Below are 14,743 nucleotides of genomic sequence, written 5' to 3' on the forward strand. Positions count from 1 at the left end.
GGAGTAGGGGATGTGGGCGCGACCGCGCTCGCAGACAAGGACCCCTCTCATGACTGGACGAAACAGGTGGTGACGCTGTCGTTCCCGCACCGGGCGGCAGCGCCCGCCCTGTCTCCGCCCTCCGACGACGCGGCGCTGATCGAGGAGTCGCTGGCGGACCCCGACAGGTTCGCCGGGCTGTTCGACCGGCACGCCGACGAGATCCACCGGTACGCCGCCCGGCGGCTCGACGACGTCACCACGGCCGACGACGTGACGGCCGAGACGTTCCTCGTGGCCTTCCGCAAGCGCGCCCGCTACGACCTGACCAGGCCCGACGCCCGGCCCTGGCTGTACGGCATCGCCTCGAACCTGATCTCCGGCCACCGCAGGGCCGAGACGCGCAGGCTCAAGGCCCTCTCCCGGCAGGCCCCGGAGCAGGCGGCCGGTTTCGAGGAGCGCAGCGCCGAGCGGGTGACCGCCGACGGCCTCCGGCCTGCGCTGGCCGCCGCGCTGGCGAGACTGAGCTCCGCAGAGCGCGACCTGCTGCTCCTGGTCGCCTGGGCCGAGCTGACCTACGAGGAGGCCGCACAGGCGCTCGGCGTCCCGATCGGAACCGTGCGCTCCCGGCTCTCCCGGACCCGAACCAAGATCCGCCGCTTCCTGGAGTCGCACGCATGAACGAGGACGAGATCCAGCTGGTCGCGGCCGTCCGGCCGGACGCGCCGCCGTACGACCCGGAGGCGAAGGCCGCGGCCCGGCGGGGGCTGGCCGCGGCGGCCGCCTCGCGCGCGCCCGCCCGGCCTTTCTGGCGCGGGCCGCGTATGACGCTGCTGGCCGGTGCGCTGGCGGTGGCGGCCGCCGCGACCGGGGTCGTTCTGGTCACCGGGACCGGCCCGGAGCGCGGGCCGGTCGAGGAGGTCGTGGTGGCACTCCCCGAGATCGCGCCCGTGTCGGCGAGAGAGGTGCTCGGCAGGGCCGCGAACGCGGCCACCCGGACCGGGACCGACCTGGAACCGCGCGACGACCAGTTCATCAAGGTCGAGTCGGAGACGATGTACGCCGCCTACTCCCACATGGACGCCGACCCCGCGGCGGATGCCACCGGCGAGACCCGCCATCTCTACCGGACCAGGCGGACGATCTGGCAGTCCGCCGACGGGAGCAGGGAGGGAGCGCTGAGGGTCGAGCACCTGGAGCCGAAGGCCTATCCCGGCTGGCCGATTCCGGAGGAGGCGTACGAGGCGGTCGGCCGGGTCGGCATGGACCGGCTGCCGGTCTGCGAACCGGTTCCCGACTTCCTCCGCACCGACCACGCGGCGCTGAAGAGGCTTCCGACCGACGCCGAGGGCATGCGCGCCCACCTCTACGAGGGCGACCGAGGAGGCAACTCCAGGGACGAGGCCGCCTGGACCCGGGTCGGCGACCTGCTGCGGGAGAACTACCTGCCCGCCGCGCAGCGGGCCGCGCTGTTCAAGGCGGCGGCCACGATCCCCGGGGTGAACGCGGTGGAGGACGCCGAGGACGCCGCGGGCCGCAAGGGCATCGGGGTGGGCCGGGTGAACCTGGGCGGGGTCCGCGAGGACCTCGTCTTCGACCCGGAGACCTACGAGCTGCTCGGGGAGCGCGGCGTCGTGGTGGACGAGAAGCTGGCGAAGTCCCCCGAGGGGAGCCTGGTCGCCTCCACCGCGCAGCTCTCGGTCACCGTGACCGACGAGGCACCCGCGGTCGAGGGGGATGACAGGTCCGGCTGCGGCTGACGGGGACCCTGCCCGGGCGGCGCGGACGTGACGCTGTTTTTAGCGGGGGCATGGCGGAGCCTCACCGCCGCCCGGGAAGGCCTCCTGTATGAGAGAGCTCAGCACGATCTTCAGGGCCGCCCTCGCCACCGCGGGGGCCGCGGTCCTCCTGCTCGCCGGGGGCGGCACCGCCCTGGCCGGCACCGGTACCGTCACCCGCGCCCCGGTCGCGCCCACCCCGGCCCCGGCCGCACCCGCCGCCGTGGACGAGATCACCTCGGAGGAGGCCGTCGAGATCGCCGAGCGGAACGCTCCCGGGGCCATGGTCGTGAAGGTCGAGCGCGTGCACGAGCAGGGCATCTGGACCTGGTGGGTTCAGATGGAGGAAGGACTGTGGAGGTACGACCTGTACATCTCCACCAAGACCGGGAGGATCGTCAGATTGAAGATCAACTACAGCTGACGGCCTCAGTCGCTGATCCGGTGGACCGGCGAGCCGCCGGCCGGGCACCACACCTCGATCCTGAGATCGTCGATCCCGGCGTCGTCGTCGTCCGCCTCGAACTCGACGCGGGCGCGGACGGCGGGACCGCGCTCCACGTCGTCCACCCGGAAGCCCTGGGCGGGACTCCACGCCCGGAGCGTGACGAGCCCGCCGTCGCACCGGGCGATCACGTTCCCGCCCGCCGTACCGATCACGCGGCTCCGGCCGGACGGTCCGGCGGGCGGTGGCGTGGGGGCGGCGCTTCCGGACGGGACGGGGGTCGCGGACGGAAGGGCGGTCCCGGACGGGACGGGGGTCGCGGACGGCACGGCGGTCGCGGGCGGGGACCCGGGCACGGTGGCGGTGCCGGACGGGGTGAGGCGGGCGAGCGCCTGCCGGACCTCGGCGGAGGAGAGCGGGCGGTGCGCGGAGGCCGTCAGCGGCTCACCGAGATAGGAGATCACCGCCACTCCCGCCCCGGTCGCGAGAGCACCCGTGACCAGCCATCCGGCCACGGCGAGAGGGAGACGCCTGCGCATGCGCCCACCCTGCCACCTGTGCCGCTAAGACGGGGTTAAGGGACCGATAACGCGGTTCCGTCACCGGCCGGGCCCGGCTAACGTGGCGGCAAATGCCGAACGTGCTGCTCATCGAGGACGACGCCGCGATCCGCACCTCGCTCACCCGGGGCCTGCGCGAGCGCGGCCACGCCGTGTCGTCCGCCCCCGCCGCGCTGGACGGCCTCCGCCTGGCCGTCGAGGAGCGCCCCGACCTCATCGTGCTCGACCTGGGCCTGCCCGACCTGGACGGCCTGGACCTGCTGCGCATGCTCCGCGCGGTCAGCCGCGTCCCGGTGATCGTCGCGACCGCCAGGGACGGCGACGCGGAGATGGTCAGGCTGCTGGACGCCGGGGCCGACGACTACGTGGTCAAGCCGTTCAGCGCGGCCCAGATCGACGCCCGGATCCGGGCGGTGCTCCGGCGCTCCGGCGAGAGCCGCGCCGACAGCTCGGTAGCGGTCGGCGGCCTGCGCGTGGATCCGCGGACCAGGGAGGCGACCCTGGACGGCGTGCCGCTGGATCTCAGCCCCCGGGAGTTCGACCTGCTCCACTACCTGGCGGCCCGGCCGGGCGAGGTGGTCACCAAGCGCGAACTCCTCACCCACGTCTGGCAGGTCCCGTACGGCGGCGCGGACAAGACCGTGGACGTCCACCTCTCCTGGCTCCGCCGCAAGCTGGGCGAGACCTCCGCCGAGCCCCGCTACCTGCACACCGTGCGGGGCGTGGGCGTCCGCCTGGCCGCGCCCGCATGACCCTCGCGAACTCCTCCGCGGGGCGGGGACGGGTCGCGGGGCCCCGCCCGGCCCGCCCCGCGAGGCCCTCGTGAGGCGCTGGCTGGCGGTGCTGACCGCGGCGACCACCTCGCTCGTCCTCGTCGCGCTGCTGGTCCCGCTCGCCCTGCTGGTCAGGACGGCCGCCGAGAGCGGCGCCGCGGAGCGGGCGAGCGCCGAGGCCGAGTCGGTGGCCGTCGCCGTCGGCGCCGGGAGCGGCGACGCCGTGGACGTCGAGACCCTTCGCCTCACCGCGGAGCGGGCCGCCCATCCGACCACGGTCTTCCTCGGCGACGGCCGGGTCGTCGGCGCCCCCGCGGACCGGTCCGCCGCGGTCGAGCTGGCCTCGCGGGGACGCAGCGTGACCGCGGCGGTGCCGGGCGGCCGGGAGATCCTGGTCGCGGTCCAGGGGGCGCCCGGCGGCACGGCGGTGGTCCGGGTCTTCCTCGGCGACGGCGAACTGGACAGGGGCGTCACGCGGGTGCAGGCCGGCCTGCTGGCGCTCGGGCTGGCCCTGGTCGGCCTGGGCGTCCTGGTCGCCGACCGGCTGGCCCGCGCGGTGATCCGGCCCGTCTCGGCGCTGGCCGGGGTCTCGCACCGGCTCGCCGGCGGCGACCTGGCCGCCAGGACGGTGCCCGGCGGCCCGCCGGAGGTCCACGCGGTCGGCCTGGCGCTCAACCACCTCGCCGAGCGCATCACCGGCCTGCTCGCCGAGGAGCGGGAGAACGCGGCCGACCTGTCCCACCGGCTGCGCACGCCGCTGACCGGGCTGCGGCTGGAGGCCGAGTCCCTGTCCGACCCGGAGGAGGCGGCCAGGATCGAGGCCCGGGTGGACGCGCTGGAGCGGGCCGTCACGGCGGTCATCACCGAGGCCCGGCGGCGGTCCAGGGACCGGGGGGAGTGCGACGCGGCGGCGGTGGTCGGCGACCGGGTGGCGTTCTGGTCGGTGCTCGCCGAGGACCAGGGCCGGAGCGTGGAACTGGAGCTCTCCCCCGGCCCGCTCCCCGTCGCGGTCGCCGCCGGCGACCTCGCCGCCTGCGTGGACGCCCTGCTCGGCAACGTGTTCGCGCACACCGACGAGGGGGTCTCCTTCGGCGTACGGCTGGCGCCCGCCCCGGGAGGCGCGGTGCTGGCCGTCACCGACGCCGGGCCCGGCTTCGGCACGGCCGCCCCGCTGGAGCGCGGCGAGAGCGGGGCCGGGTCGACCGGGCTCGGCCTGGACATCGCCCGCCGTACCGCGGAGTCGTCGGGCGGCGCGCTCGCCCTGGCCGCCTCCCCGGCGGGCGGGGCGAGCGTGACCCTGTTCCTGGCCGCCCCCGCCCGTCCGGGGGCGTGACCCCGCTCCGCGCGGCCGAGGGTACAGCGGAGACACAGCGGGGGCACGACCCGTTCCCGCCCGGGCCCGGTCTTAGCCGGGACTTAGCGCGGCCCTATCACCCGCCCGGCGAACCTGGGGTCATGACGAGAACCCACATGATCGCCAAGATCGCGCTCACCGCCGCCGGGACCGCCGCCCTGCTGTCCGCGGGCAGCGGCGCGGCCCTCGCCGGGAGCGCCACGGCCGCCTCCCCCTCCCCCGTCACGGCCCCCGCACCGGCCACGGCCCTCACCGCGGCCCCCGCCGCGGCCGTCTCGTGCGCGGGAGCCGTGAAGACCGCGAAGAAGCGGGTCCCGGGCGCCCGGGTCACCGACGTCGAGCGGGAGCGGGAGCACGGCCACCGCGTCTGCAAGGTGGAGCTGGAGAGGGGGAACTGGGAGTACGACGTCTACGTGTCCCTCAGGACCGGGAAGATCGTAAAGTTCAAGAAGGAGTACGACGACTGACCGCCGGACGGACGGTCAGCAGGACTTCAGCACCCGCTCCATCGCGGCCTTCTCCGCCGCGGTGACCCAGAGCTCGTACTTGAGCTTCACCGAGATCTGCCGGGAGACGTAGGGGCAGCGGTAGGCGCGGCGCGGCGGCAGCCATGTCGCCGCGTCGGCGTCGCTCTTCTGGTTGTTCAGCGGGCCGTCCACCGCCAGCAGGTTCAGCGGGTCGTTGGCCAGTTCCCTGCGCTCGGCGGCGCCGAGCTGCCGGGCACCCTTCTGCCAGGCGTCGGAGAGCGCGACCACGTGGTCGATCTGCACCTCCATGCTGGTCCTCTCGCCGCGCTCGAACTCGATGGTCTTCCCTCCGTAGGGGTCCTCCAGGATCCCGGTGAGCACGATGCAGTCGTTCGTGCCCTTCCTGAAGGTCTCGTCCTTCAGGTCCCGCTTCAGGATGTCGTTGCGGGTGTCGCAGCCGTTGCGGTCGACGTCCGCCCACGCGGGCCCGAACTCGTCCCGGTCGAAGCCGGTCTTCGGGCCGCGGCCCTTGACCGGGAGCTTCTCCAGGTCCTTGAGCGCCTCGGCGGCGGACTTCCCCTGCTCGCGCGACTCACCGCCCGCGGGCTCGTCGAAGATCTTCCCTGCGGGGCCGCAGCCCGCCAGCGCGACCGCCAGCACCGCGGCGAGCGCGCCCCGTCCCCGTCTCACCTGCGCCTTTGCACCGTCTCTCACAATATTTGGCTACCCCGAAACGGTGAATCTACCCGAACAATCAGTCCCAGTCGTAAAAGCCGCGTCCGGTTTTACGTCCCAGCTCCCCGGCGGCGACCTTGCGGCGCAGGAGCTCCGGCGGCTCGAACCGGGGGCCGAGCCGCTCGCACAGGTACTCGGCGATGGCCAGCCGCACGTCCAGCCCGACCAGGTCGCCCAGGCGGAGCGGGCCCATCGGGTAGCGGTAGCCGAGCACCATCGCCCGGTCGATGTCCTCGGCCGAGGCGACGCCCTCCTCGACCATGCGGATCGCCTCCAGCCCGACCAGCACGCCGAGGCGGCTGGTGGCGAACCCGGGCGAGTCCTTGATCACCACCCCGGTCTTGCCCAGTCCGGCCACCCACCCCTCCGCCCGCGCGAGGGTCTCCGCCGAGGTGGCGGGGGCCGTGACGATCTCCACGAGCTCCTGCACCGGGACCGGGTTGAAGAAGTGCAGCCCGAGGAAGCGCTCGGGGCGCTCCAGCCCCGCGGCGAGCTCTCCGACGGAGAGCGAGCTGGTGTTGGTGGCCAGTACGGCGTGCGGCCCGACGGCCTTCTCCGCCTCGGCCAGGACCCGGACCTTGAGCGCCGCGTCCTCCGGCACCGCCTCCACCACCAGCTCGGCGTCCGCGGGCACCGGCCCGGTCACCAGCCGCGCCAGCGCCTCCCCGGCTCCGGCCCCGCCCTTCTCCTCGGCGACCCGCAGCCCGCGTGCGATCCGCTCCCGCGCGGCGGCCGACGCGCTCTCGTCCGCCTCGGCGACCGTCACCCGCGCCCCCGCGGCCAGGAACACCTGGGCGATCCCCGCCCCCATCCGGCCCCCGCCGATCACTACGACGTTCACAGCCCCTCCAACGCGTCCAGCAGCCACTCGGCAAGGTACCCCGCGAGGCTGGAGCCGGCGAGCACCCGGTAGACGTCCGGCCCCACCCGGTGCAGGACCACCGGGACGCGGCCCAGCAGGGTCCGCGTGTGCGATCCGGTGGTGAACACCTCCGGGTGCAGGTCGATCGGGCAGCCGGTCATGAGCACGTCCCGGACTCCCGGCCCGGCCAGCTCGACGACGGCCCACTGCGCCGACACGTCCACCCCGGGTCCCGGACCGGCCGCGGCGGCCGGGTCCGCTCCCCCCGCCGTGGCGCCGTCGTCCCCGCCCGCGGGCCCCCCTGCGACCAGCCACCAGTCGGGCCCGAGCCGCAGCCCCTCCGACTGCTCCTCCCCCCGGACCTCCCGCACCGGCAGGAAGGGGACCTCCCGGATCACCGCCTCCGGAGAGCCCTCGGCCGCGAAACGGCCGGCGAACTCCGCCAGCGGACTCACCCTCCGGTCGTCGGAGGCCCAGTCCGGCGCCGGCCCCGCCGCCGCGCCTGCGGGGTCCGGCCCGGCCCCCCGCCCCGCGGCGGCGTCTCCGGGCCGGGAGGAGCCCGGCTGCGGGTCGCCGTCGCGGCGGGTGTTCTCCGGGTCGTGGAAGACCGGGGAGACCACGGTCACCGGCACCTGCCCGCCCCCGGAAGCGTCGAAGGCGACCAGGCGGTCGCCGGTCGCGACGCCGGCCGCCATGGCCAGCGCGACGCCGGGATAGGCGGAGGTGACGTGGCCGAGCATCCGCGTGCCGCCGGGGGCCGCGACGAGCTGCGCGCCCTCGGTGAGGGTCTCGCCGGGGTCGTCGGGGACGAGGCCGACGAGGCGCCTGCGGCCGGGGCGGGCGGTGTCGGGGCGGGTGTGGGAGCGCCTGCCGACGAAGTCGGGCTTGCGCGCGGAGACGATCCACCCCATCCCGAGGTCCTGCGGGGTCACGGTCCCGTCGGTCTCCTGCCCGACGATCGCGAAGCCCTTCTCCGCCCGGAGCACGTGCATGGTCTCGGTCCCGTACGGCACCGCCCCCAGCTCCAGCGCGGCCTCCCACAGCGCCGCGCCGTACCACCGGGGCACGTTGATCTCGTAGGCGAGCTCCCCGGAGAAGCTGATCCGGAAGACCCTGGCGGGACCGCTCTCCCGGTAGGTCATGAACGGGAAGTCGCCGAAGTCGACGCCGGGGAGCAGCGCCCGGGCGACGGGCCCGGACCGGGGGCCGACGACCGCGACGACCGCCCAGTGGTCGGTGACCGAGGTGAGCGAGACGTCCAGGTGCGGCCACTCGGTCTGCCGCCACTCCTCCAGCCGGTCGAGCACGGCGGCGGCGTTCCCGGTCGTCGTGGTCGCCAGGTAGCGGTCCGGCGCCAGGCGGGTGGCCACCCCGTCGTCGAGGACCATGCCGTCGGCCCCGCACATCATTCCGTACCGGCAGGAGCCGACCGGCAGGGTGGAGAAGGTGTTCGTGTAGATCCGGTCGAGGAACTCCCCCGCGTCCCGCCCGATGATCTCGATCTTGCCGAGGGTGGAGGCGTCCATCGCGGCCGCCCCGGTGCGCGCGGCCCGGCGCTCGCGCTCGACCGCCTCCGCCATGGACTCGCCGCCGAGCGGGAAGTGGCGGGGGCGCTTCCACTGCCCGACGTCCTCGAAGACCGCGCCGCGCGCGACGTGCAGGCCGTGCATCGCGGTGACCCGGACCGGGTCCGACAGCGCCCCCCGCTCCCGCCCCGCGAGCACCCCGAAGGCCACCGGCGTGTACGGCGGGCGGAACGTGGTCGTCCCCACCTGCCCGGGGGCCGCCCCGAGCAGCCCGGCCACCACCCCCACCGCCGTCGCCCCGGACGTCTTGCCCTGGTCTGCGCCGGTCCCGGCGGTGGTGTAGCGCTTGACGTGCTCCACCGAGCGCATCCCCGCCCCGGTGGCCCGCTCGACGTCCGCCACCGTCACGTCCCGCTGCAGGTCGACGAAGGCCTCGGCGGCGCCTCCGGCCACCGCCCCGGGACCGTGTGCGGTCCCGTCCCCGGAGCCGGACCGGGCCGGGGCCGGGACCGCCCAGAGGGCGGCCGGGGGCAGCGGGTCGGGCTCGTCGCATCGGGGGACGCGCAGGGCCTCCCCCCTCCCGCCCCCGGCCTCCCCCCGGGCACGTGTCCAGGTCTCCCCGGCGGCCCAGGATCCGGCCTCGAAGCCGTCGGCGACGGCGGCGGCCGTGCCGTACACGCCCCGGCAGGCCCCGGCCGACCGTTCGGCCTGCGCGGACCGGTCGGGGACGAAGGCCTGGAGGGTCTCGTCGAACCGGAGCCGCCCCTGCGACTGGCTGAACAGGTGGACCGCCGGGTTCCACCCGCCCGACACCGCCAGCAGGTCGCACGCGACCACGCGCTCCGGGACGGGGTCCCCGGGCGGGGCCGGAGCGGCGATCACGACGCCCGCCAGGACTCCTTCGGAGTCCGCGAGCGTCCCGGTGACCACGGCGCCCGCCTCGCGCGGATCGACGACCTCCACGACCTCCACCCCGGCGGCCGCCAGGTCGCGGGCGGCCTCGTGGCCGGAGTCGGTGCAGGTGAACACCACCGCCCGGCGGCCGGGCAGCACACCGTACCGGTTGGCGTAGGTCCGTGCGGCCGAGGCCAGCATGACGCCGGGGCGGTCGTTGCCGGGGAAGGCGACCGAGCGCTCGTGCGCCCCGGTGGCGAGCACGACCCGGCCCGCCCGGAAGTGCCACAGCCGCCGCCCTCCGTCTCCGGCGCCGCCGGTTCCCCGCCGCCGGCCGCCGTCCCCGCCCCCCGGGACGCGGCCGCGCCCTCCGCTCCCCCGGCCCGCCGCGGCGCGGTTGGCGTCGCGCTCCTCCACGGCGATGACGTAGTTGTGGTCGTGGTAGCCGGTCGCGGTGGTCCTGGGCAGGACCCGCACCTCGGGCAGGGCCGCGAGGCGGGCGGTGACGGCGGCGGCCCACTCCGCGGCCGGGGCGCCGTCCAGGAGGGTCCGGCCGCCCAGCAGGTCGCCGCCGGGTTCGGGCTGGTCGTCGAGGAGGACGACCCGCGCGCCCGCCTCGCCCGCCGCAAGCGCCGCCGCCAGCCCGGCGGGACCTGCGCCGACCACCAGGACGTCGCAGTGCAGGTACGCCTTGTCGTGCCGGGCCCCGGCGGGCGGCGCGGACGGGTCGAGGCGGCCCCTGCCGCGCAGGCTCCACGCCTGGAGCCCGTCCCGCAGCTCCACCGCCGTCGCCGCGGCCATGGGCTCGTCCCCCACCCGGAGGAGCGCGTTCGGCTCCTCGGCCCCGGCGGTGAAGATCCCGCGCGGCCGTCCGAGGTCCACGCTCCGCCCGACGATCCGGATCCCGCAGGCCAGCAGCGCCGAGGCCAGCGTGTCGCCCGGGTGCCCGGCCAGTTCCCTGCCGTCGAAGGAGAAGCGCAGCACCCGCGAGCGGTCGATCCGGCCTCCGGTCTCCCGCCTCATCCCGCCTCCCCCGCGCCGGGGGCGGACGGGGCCCGCCCGCTCCCGTGGAGGGCCGGGCCCGGCTCGGTCTCGTGGGTGACGGTGTGCCGCCGGATCGAGAACCAGGTCCGGCAGCCGTGCGCGTGGAACCAGCGCTCGTGGAACCAGCCCCTGGGGTTGTCGCGCACGAACACGTACCCGGCCCACTCCTCGTCGCTCAGCGCCGCCGGATCCGGCGGGTAGGCCACCCCGGCCTGCCCGCCGTACCGGAACTCGATCTCGTCCCGCGGGCCGCACCAGGGGCACTCGATCGACTGCATCAGCCCGTCACCTCCGCACCGCCCTCGCCGGTCCGCCGCCGCATCAGTGCGCCACCGCCGCCGCGCCGTGCTCGTCGATGAGCGCCCCGGTGGTGAAGCGTTCGAGGGCGAACGGCTCGGCCAGCGGGTGCGGTCTCCCGTGCGCGATCGTGTCGGCGTAGACCCAGCCCGAGCCGGGGGTCGCCTTGAAGCCGCCCGTCCCCCAGCCCGCGTTGACCAGGAGCCCGTCCACCGGCGTCGTCCCGATGATCGGCGAGGCGTCGGGCGAGACGTCCACGATCCCCGCCCAGGTCCGCACGACCCGGACCCGGCTGAAGATCGGGAACAGCTCCAGCGCGGCGGCCATCTGCTCCTCCACGATGTGGAAGGCCCCCCGCTGGCCGTAGGAGTTGTACGCGTCGATGCCCGCGCCCATGACCAGTTCGCCCTTGTGCGCCTGGCTGACGTAGACGTGCACCGCGCCGGACATGACCACGCAGTCCAGCACCGGCTCCAGCAGCTCGGAGACCAGCGCCTGCAGGGGGTGCGACTGCAGCGGCAGCCGGATTCCGGCCCGTTCCGCCAGCACGCTGGTGTGCCCGGCCGCGGCCAGCGCGACGGTCCCGGCGGCGATCCGCCCCCGCGAGGTCAGCACGGCCCGCACCCGCCCGCCCGCGATCTCGAACCCGGTGACCTCGCACCCCTGCACGAGGTCGACCCCGAGCGCGTCGGCGCCCCGCGCGTACCCCCAGGCGACGTGGTCGTGCTTGGCGATGCCGCCGCGGCGCTGGAGGGTCGCGCCGAGCACCGGGTGGCGGGTGTGCCCGCCGGTGTCGAGGATCGGGCAGAACGCGCGCACCTCGTCGGCGTCCAGCCACTCGGCGTCGACGCCGTTGAGCACGTTGGCGTTGGCCCTGCGCCGCCCCTCCCGCACGTCGTGCAGGCTGTGGGCGAGGTTGAGCACGCCGCGCCGGCTGAACATCAGGTCGTAGTCCAGCTCGGCGGAGAGCCCCTCCCAGAGCTTCAGGGAGTGCTCGTAGATCGCGGCGCTCTCGTCCCACAGGTAGTTCGACCGGATGATCGTGGTGTTGCGGGCCATGTTGCCCCCGGCCAGCCAGCCCTTCTCCAGCACGGCGACGTTCGTGATCCCGTGGTTCTCCGCCAGGTAGTAGGCGGTGGCCAGGCCGTGCCCGCCGCCTCCGACGATCACCACGTCGTAGGAGGGGCGCGGCTCGGGGTCGCGCCAGAGGAAGTCCGGGTGGTTCGAGGCGCTCACCGGCTCTCCCGCCGCTCGGTCCGTCTCATCGTGGCTCCTCGGCGCATGGAGTCCTCCTCTCTCCCCGTCCCCGGATCCGCACGGCGGCCCTACCGCTTGATCCGGGACATGTCCGGGTCGAAGAGCGGCTCGGCGGCCACCTCCGCGGGCACCCGCCGCCCGAAGTACTCCACTTCGACGGGTGTGCCCGGCGCCGTCGCGCCGGGTGGCAGCCAGGCGTAGGCGATGGCCCGCCCGACGGTGTGCCCGTAGGCGGCGCTGGTCACGTAGCCGGCCGCGCGCCCGGCGTGGAACACCGGTTCCCTGCCCATGACGACCCGCTCGGTGAGCAGCGGCACCAGCCTGCGCCGCGCCTCCCCGTCCCCCCGACCTCCGCCGTCCCCCCTGCCTCCGCCGTCCCCCCTGCCTCCGCCGCCTCCCCCGCCGAGCGCCTCCCGGCCGAGGAAGTCCTTGCCCGCCCGTACGGCCCAGCCCAGCCCCGCCTCCTCCGGCCGGTGCCCGGGGGTCATGTCCACGCCCCAGAGCCGGTATCCCTTCTCCAGCCGCAGGCTGTTGAAGGCGGCCCTGCCCCCGGCGACCAGTCCGTGCTCCCGGCCCGCCTGCCAGAGCAGGTCCCACAGGCGCGGCCCGACGTCGGCGGTGGTGTAGATCTCCCAGCCCAGCTCGCCGACGTACGACAGGCGCATCATGGTCACCGGCACCTGGCCGACGTACCCGGACCCGAGGGTGAAGTAGCGCAAGCCGTCGTTCGACAGGTCCAGGTCGGTGAGCGGCTGCACGAGGTCCCTCGCCGCCGGTCCCCACACGCCGACGCAGCAGGTCCCGGCGGTGACGTCCCGCACGCTCACGCCGTCCGGCGGCGCGTGCCGCCGGAGCCAGGCGAGGTCGGCGTTGCCGTTGGCCCCCACCTGGAACCGCTCGTCCTCCAGCCGGGCCACGGTCAGGTCGGACCTGATCCCGCCGCCCGCGTCGAGCAGCAGCGTGTAGGCGACCGAGCCGGGCGGCCTGTCGACGTCGTTGGTGGTCATGCGCTGCAGGAACGCCGCGGCGCCCGGCCCGGTGACCTCGATCCGCTTCAGCGGCGTCATGTCGTACAGGGCGACGCGGTTGCGGGTGGCCCACGCCTCGGCCGCGGCGACCGGCGACCAGTAGCGCGAGGCCCACGCGTCGCGCGCCTCCGCGCCGATGATCGTCTCGTGGTCGGGCAGGTGCCGGACGTGGCCGTCCAGCAGCTCCGTGTTGGCCTCGAACCAGTGCGGCCGCTCCCAGCCCGCGCCCTCCAGGAAGAACGCGCCCAGCTCCCGCTGGCGGGGGTGGAACGGGCTGGTCCGCAGCGGCCGGGGCGACTCCATCGGCTGGAGGGGGTGGACGACGTCGTAGACCTCGACGAAGTTCCGCCTGCCGCGTTCGGCGACGTAGGCGGGCGCCAGCTGGACCTGCTCGAACCGGTCCAGCTCGCACTCGTGCAGGTCGAACGTGGAGCGGCCGTCCACCAGCCACTCGGCCAGCGCCCTGGCGACCCCGGCGGAGTGGGTGACCCAGACCGCCTCGGCCAGCCAGAACCCGGGGAGCTCCGGCGCCTCGCCGATCAGCGGGAAGCCGTCCGGGGTGAAGGAGAAGACCCCGTTGATGCCCTCCTCGGGCTTGGACCCGCCGAGCGCGGGCATCAGCTCGGCCGCGTCCCGCCACGCGGGGTCGAAGTCGCCGGGGGTGAACGCCTGGATCGAGGGCATGGCCGTGGCGCGCGCCGCGATCTCGTCCTGCCGGACGGGCATCGGCCGGTGGGCGTAGGAGCCGACCCCTATCCGGTCGCCGTGCCTGCGGAAGTACAGGTCGCGGTCCTGGTGCCGCAGGATGGGCCAGGCCGCCTGCGTCCCGCCGCTCCCCGCGAGGGCGGGCAGCGGGCCGGACCTGGCGTACTGGTGGGCCAGGGGCGACAGCGGCACGGTCACCCCCGCGAGCTCTCCGACCGCCGGGCCCCAGAACCCGGCCGCGCAGACCACGATGTCGGCGGGCACCGTCAGGGACCCGGTGGCGTGCGCCCCTCCCGCGGACCCGGTGGCCGCGGGGCCCGCGAGCACGTGAGCGGTCACTGCGCTCACCCGGCCGCCGCGCCGCTCCACCGCGACCACCCGGTGGCCGGGCAGGAAGCGCGCGCCGCGGGCGGCCGCCCGGCGGGCCTGGGCCTCGCCGCAGCGCACCGCGTCGGCCAGGCCGTCGGAGGGGACGTGGAAGCCTCCGTGGACCAGCGAGGCGTCGAGCAGCGGCCAGAGCTCGGCGCAGCGGGCCGGGTCCACGAGCTCGCTCCCGACGCCCCAGGAGGCGGCCCAGCCGTGTTTGCGGTGCAGGTCGAGCCAGCGTTCGGGGGTGGTGGCGACCTCGAGGCCGCCGACCGGGGTGAAGCAGGGCCTCCCGTCGAGGGAGAGCTCCCCGTACTTCGCGGCCGTGTAGGCCGCGAACTCCGTCATGGTCTTCGACGCGTTGGTCTGGAAGACCAGGCCGGGGGCGTGGGAACTGGACCCGCCCGTGGCGAAGAGCGGTCCCTGGTCGAGGACCGTGACGTCGCTCCAGCCCCGCGAGGTGAGCTCGTCGGCCAGGGCGCAGCCCACGATGCCGGCACCGATGACCACAACACGAGGCCGGCCCGCCATGCACCCTCCGGGTGTTCCCTACCGCGCACCAATCACCGGATATCCACCGAACATAAGGTGCGAACCAGGGCCGGACAAGAGGCGGTCCGGAACGACCGCGGGCGCGGCCGATCTCCGGCCGCGCCGTCACCCGGGAGGGATC

13 protein-coding genes are annotated in these 14,743 nt (G+C 75.4%); 6 read left to right on the forward strand and 7 right to left on the reverse strand.

Translation table 11 applies throughout. The features are described 5' to 3' along the window. The first annotated feature begins 12 nt into the window (after positions 1 to 12). The 3 genes from FHS22_RS18945 (at position 13) to FHS22_RS18955 (ending at position 2,181) form a co-directional block, all read left to right on the forward strand. Positions 13 to 660 (forward strand): RNA polymerase sigma factor, encoded by a 648-nt coding sequence (locus tag FHS22_RS18945; RefSeq protein ID WP_338047817.1) that lies wholly within the window; start codon positions 13 to 15, stop codon positions 658 to 660. Then, complete coding sequence (locus FHS22_RS18950; RefSeq protein ID WP_184943451.1) at positions 657 to 1,739, forward strand: CU044_5270 family protein; 1,083 nt, start codon at positions 657 to 659, stop codon at positions 1,737 to 1,739. The genes FHS22_RS18945 and FHS22_RS18950 overlap by 4 nt, the downstream gene beginning before the upstream one ends. Before the next feature lie 88 nt (positions 1,740 to 1,827). After that, complete coding sequence (locus tag FHS22_RS18955; protein ID WP_184943453.1) at positions 1,828 to 2,181, forward strand: PepSY domain-containing protein; 354 nt, start codon at positions 1,828 to 1,830, stop codon at positions 2,179 to 2,181. A gap of 5 nt (positions 2,182 to 2,186) precedes the next feature. Here FHS22_RS18955 and FHS22_RS18960 read toward each other — a convergent pair whose 3' ends face one another. Further along, positions 2,187 to 2,741 (reverse strand): septum formation initiator, encoded by a 555-nt coding sequence (locus FHS22_RS18960; RefSeq protein ID WP_184943455.1) that lies wholly within the window; start codon positions 2,739 to 2,741, stop codon positions 2,187 to 2,189. A gap of 92 nt (positions 2,742 to 2,833) precedes the next feature. Here FHS22_RS18960 and FHS22_RS18965 point away from each other — a divergent pair, with 92 nt between their 5' ends. The 3 genes from FHS22_RS18965 (at position 2,834) to FHS22_RS18975 (ending at position 5,356) form a co-directional block, all read left to right on the forward strand. Then, complete coding sequence (locus tag FHS22_RS18965) at positions 2,834 to 3,514, forward strand: response regulator transcription factor (protein WP_184943457.1); 681 nt, start codon at positions 2,834 to 2,836, stop codon at positions 3,512 to 3,514. 70 nt (positions 3,515 to 3,584) lie between these two features. Continuing rightward, positions 3,585 to 4,868 (forward strand): ATP-binding protein, encoded by a 1,284-nt coding sequence (locus FHS22_RS18970; RefSeq protein ID WP_184943459.1) that lies wholly within the window; start codon positions 3,585 to 3,587, stop codon positions 4,866 to 4,868. Positions 4,869 to 4,990: 122 nt separating this feature from the next. After that, complete coding sequence (locus FHS22_RS18975) at positions 4,991 to 5,356, forward strand: PepSY domain-containing protein (protein WP_260408069.1); 366 nt, start codon at positions 4,991 to 4,993, stop codon at positions 5,354 to 5,356. A gap of 15 nt (positions 5,357 to 5,371) precedes the next feature. On the opposite strand, the gene FHS22_RS18980 is transcribed toward FHS22_RS18975, so the two are convergent. From FHS22_RS18980 to FHS22_RS19005, 6 genes are all read right to left on the reverse strand, one after another. Further along, a complete protein-coding gene (locus FHS22_RS18980; protein WP_338047818.1) occupies positions 5,372 to 6,046 on the reverse strand; it encodes an HNH endonuclease family protein in 675 nt (224 codons plus the stop codon). A 64-nt stretch (positions 6,047 to 6,110) separates the two neighbouring features. Then, positions 6,111 to 6,932, reverse strand: coding sequence for a 3-hydroxyacyl-CoA dehydrogenase family protein (locus FHS22_RS18985; RefSeq protein WP_338047819.1), 822 nt, complete (start codon positions 6,930 to 6,932; stop codon positions 6,111 to 6,113). Further along, positions 6,929 to 10,396 carry a 2Fe-2S iron-sulfur cluster-binding protein gene (locus FHS22_RS18990; protein WP_184943461.1) on the reverse strand — a complete coding sequence of 1,156 codons (3,468 nt, stop codon included), beginning with the start codon at positions 10,394 to 10,396 and terminating at the stop codon, positions 6,929 to 6,931. The genes FHS22_RS18985 and FHS22_RS18990 overlap by 4 nt, the downstream gene beginning before the upstream one ends. Continuing rightward, positions 10,393 to 10,695 carry a sarcosine oxidase subunit delta gene (locus FHS22_RS18995; protein ID WP_184943463.1) on the reverse strand — a complete coding sequence of 101 codons (303 nt, stop codon included), beginning with the start codon at positions 10,693 to 10,695 and terminating at the stop codon, positions 10,393 to 10,395. The genes FHS22_RS18990 and FHS22_RS18995 overlap by 4 nt, the downstream gene beginning before the upstream one ends. A 43-nt stretch (positions 10,696 to 10,738) precedes the next feature. Next, entirely contained in the window at positions 10,739 to 11,950 is a 1,212-nt protein-coding gene (locus FHS22_RS19000; RefSeq protein ID WP_184943465.1) for a sarcosine oxidase subunit beta family protein, read from the reverse strand. A gap of 89 nt (positions 11,951 to 12,039) precedes the next feature. Then, complete coding sequence (locus tag FHS22_RS19005; protein ID WP_184943467.1) at positions 12,040 to 14,601, reverse strand: GcvT family protein; 2,562 nt, start codon at positions 14,599 to 14,601, stop codon at positions 12,040 to 12,042. Positions 14,602 to 14,743: the final 142 nt, after the last annotated feature.

The sequence above is a fragment of the Thiemannella venezuelensis genome (assembly GCF_014203605.1).
Lineage (GTDB): Bacteria > Actinomycetota > Actinomycetes > Streptosporangiales > Streptosporangiaceae > Planomonospora_A > Planomonospora_A venezuelensis.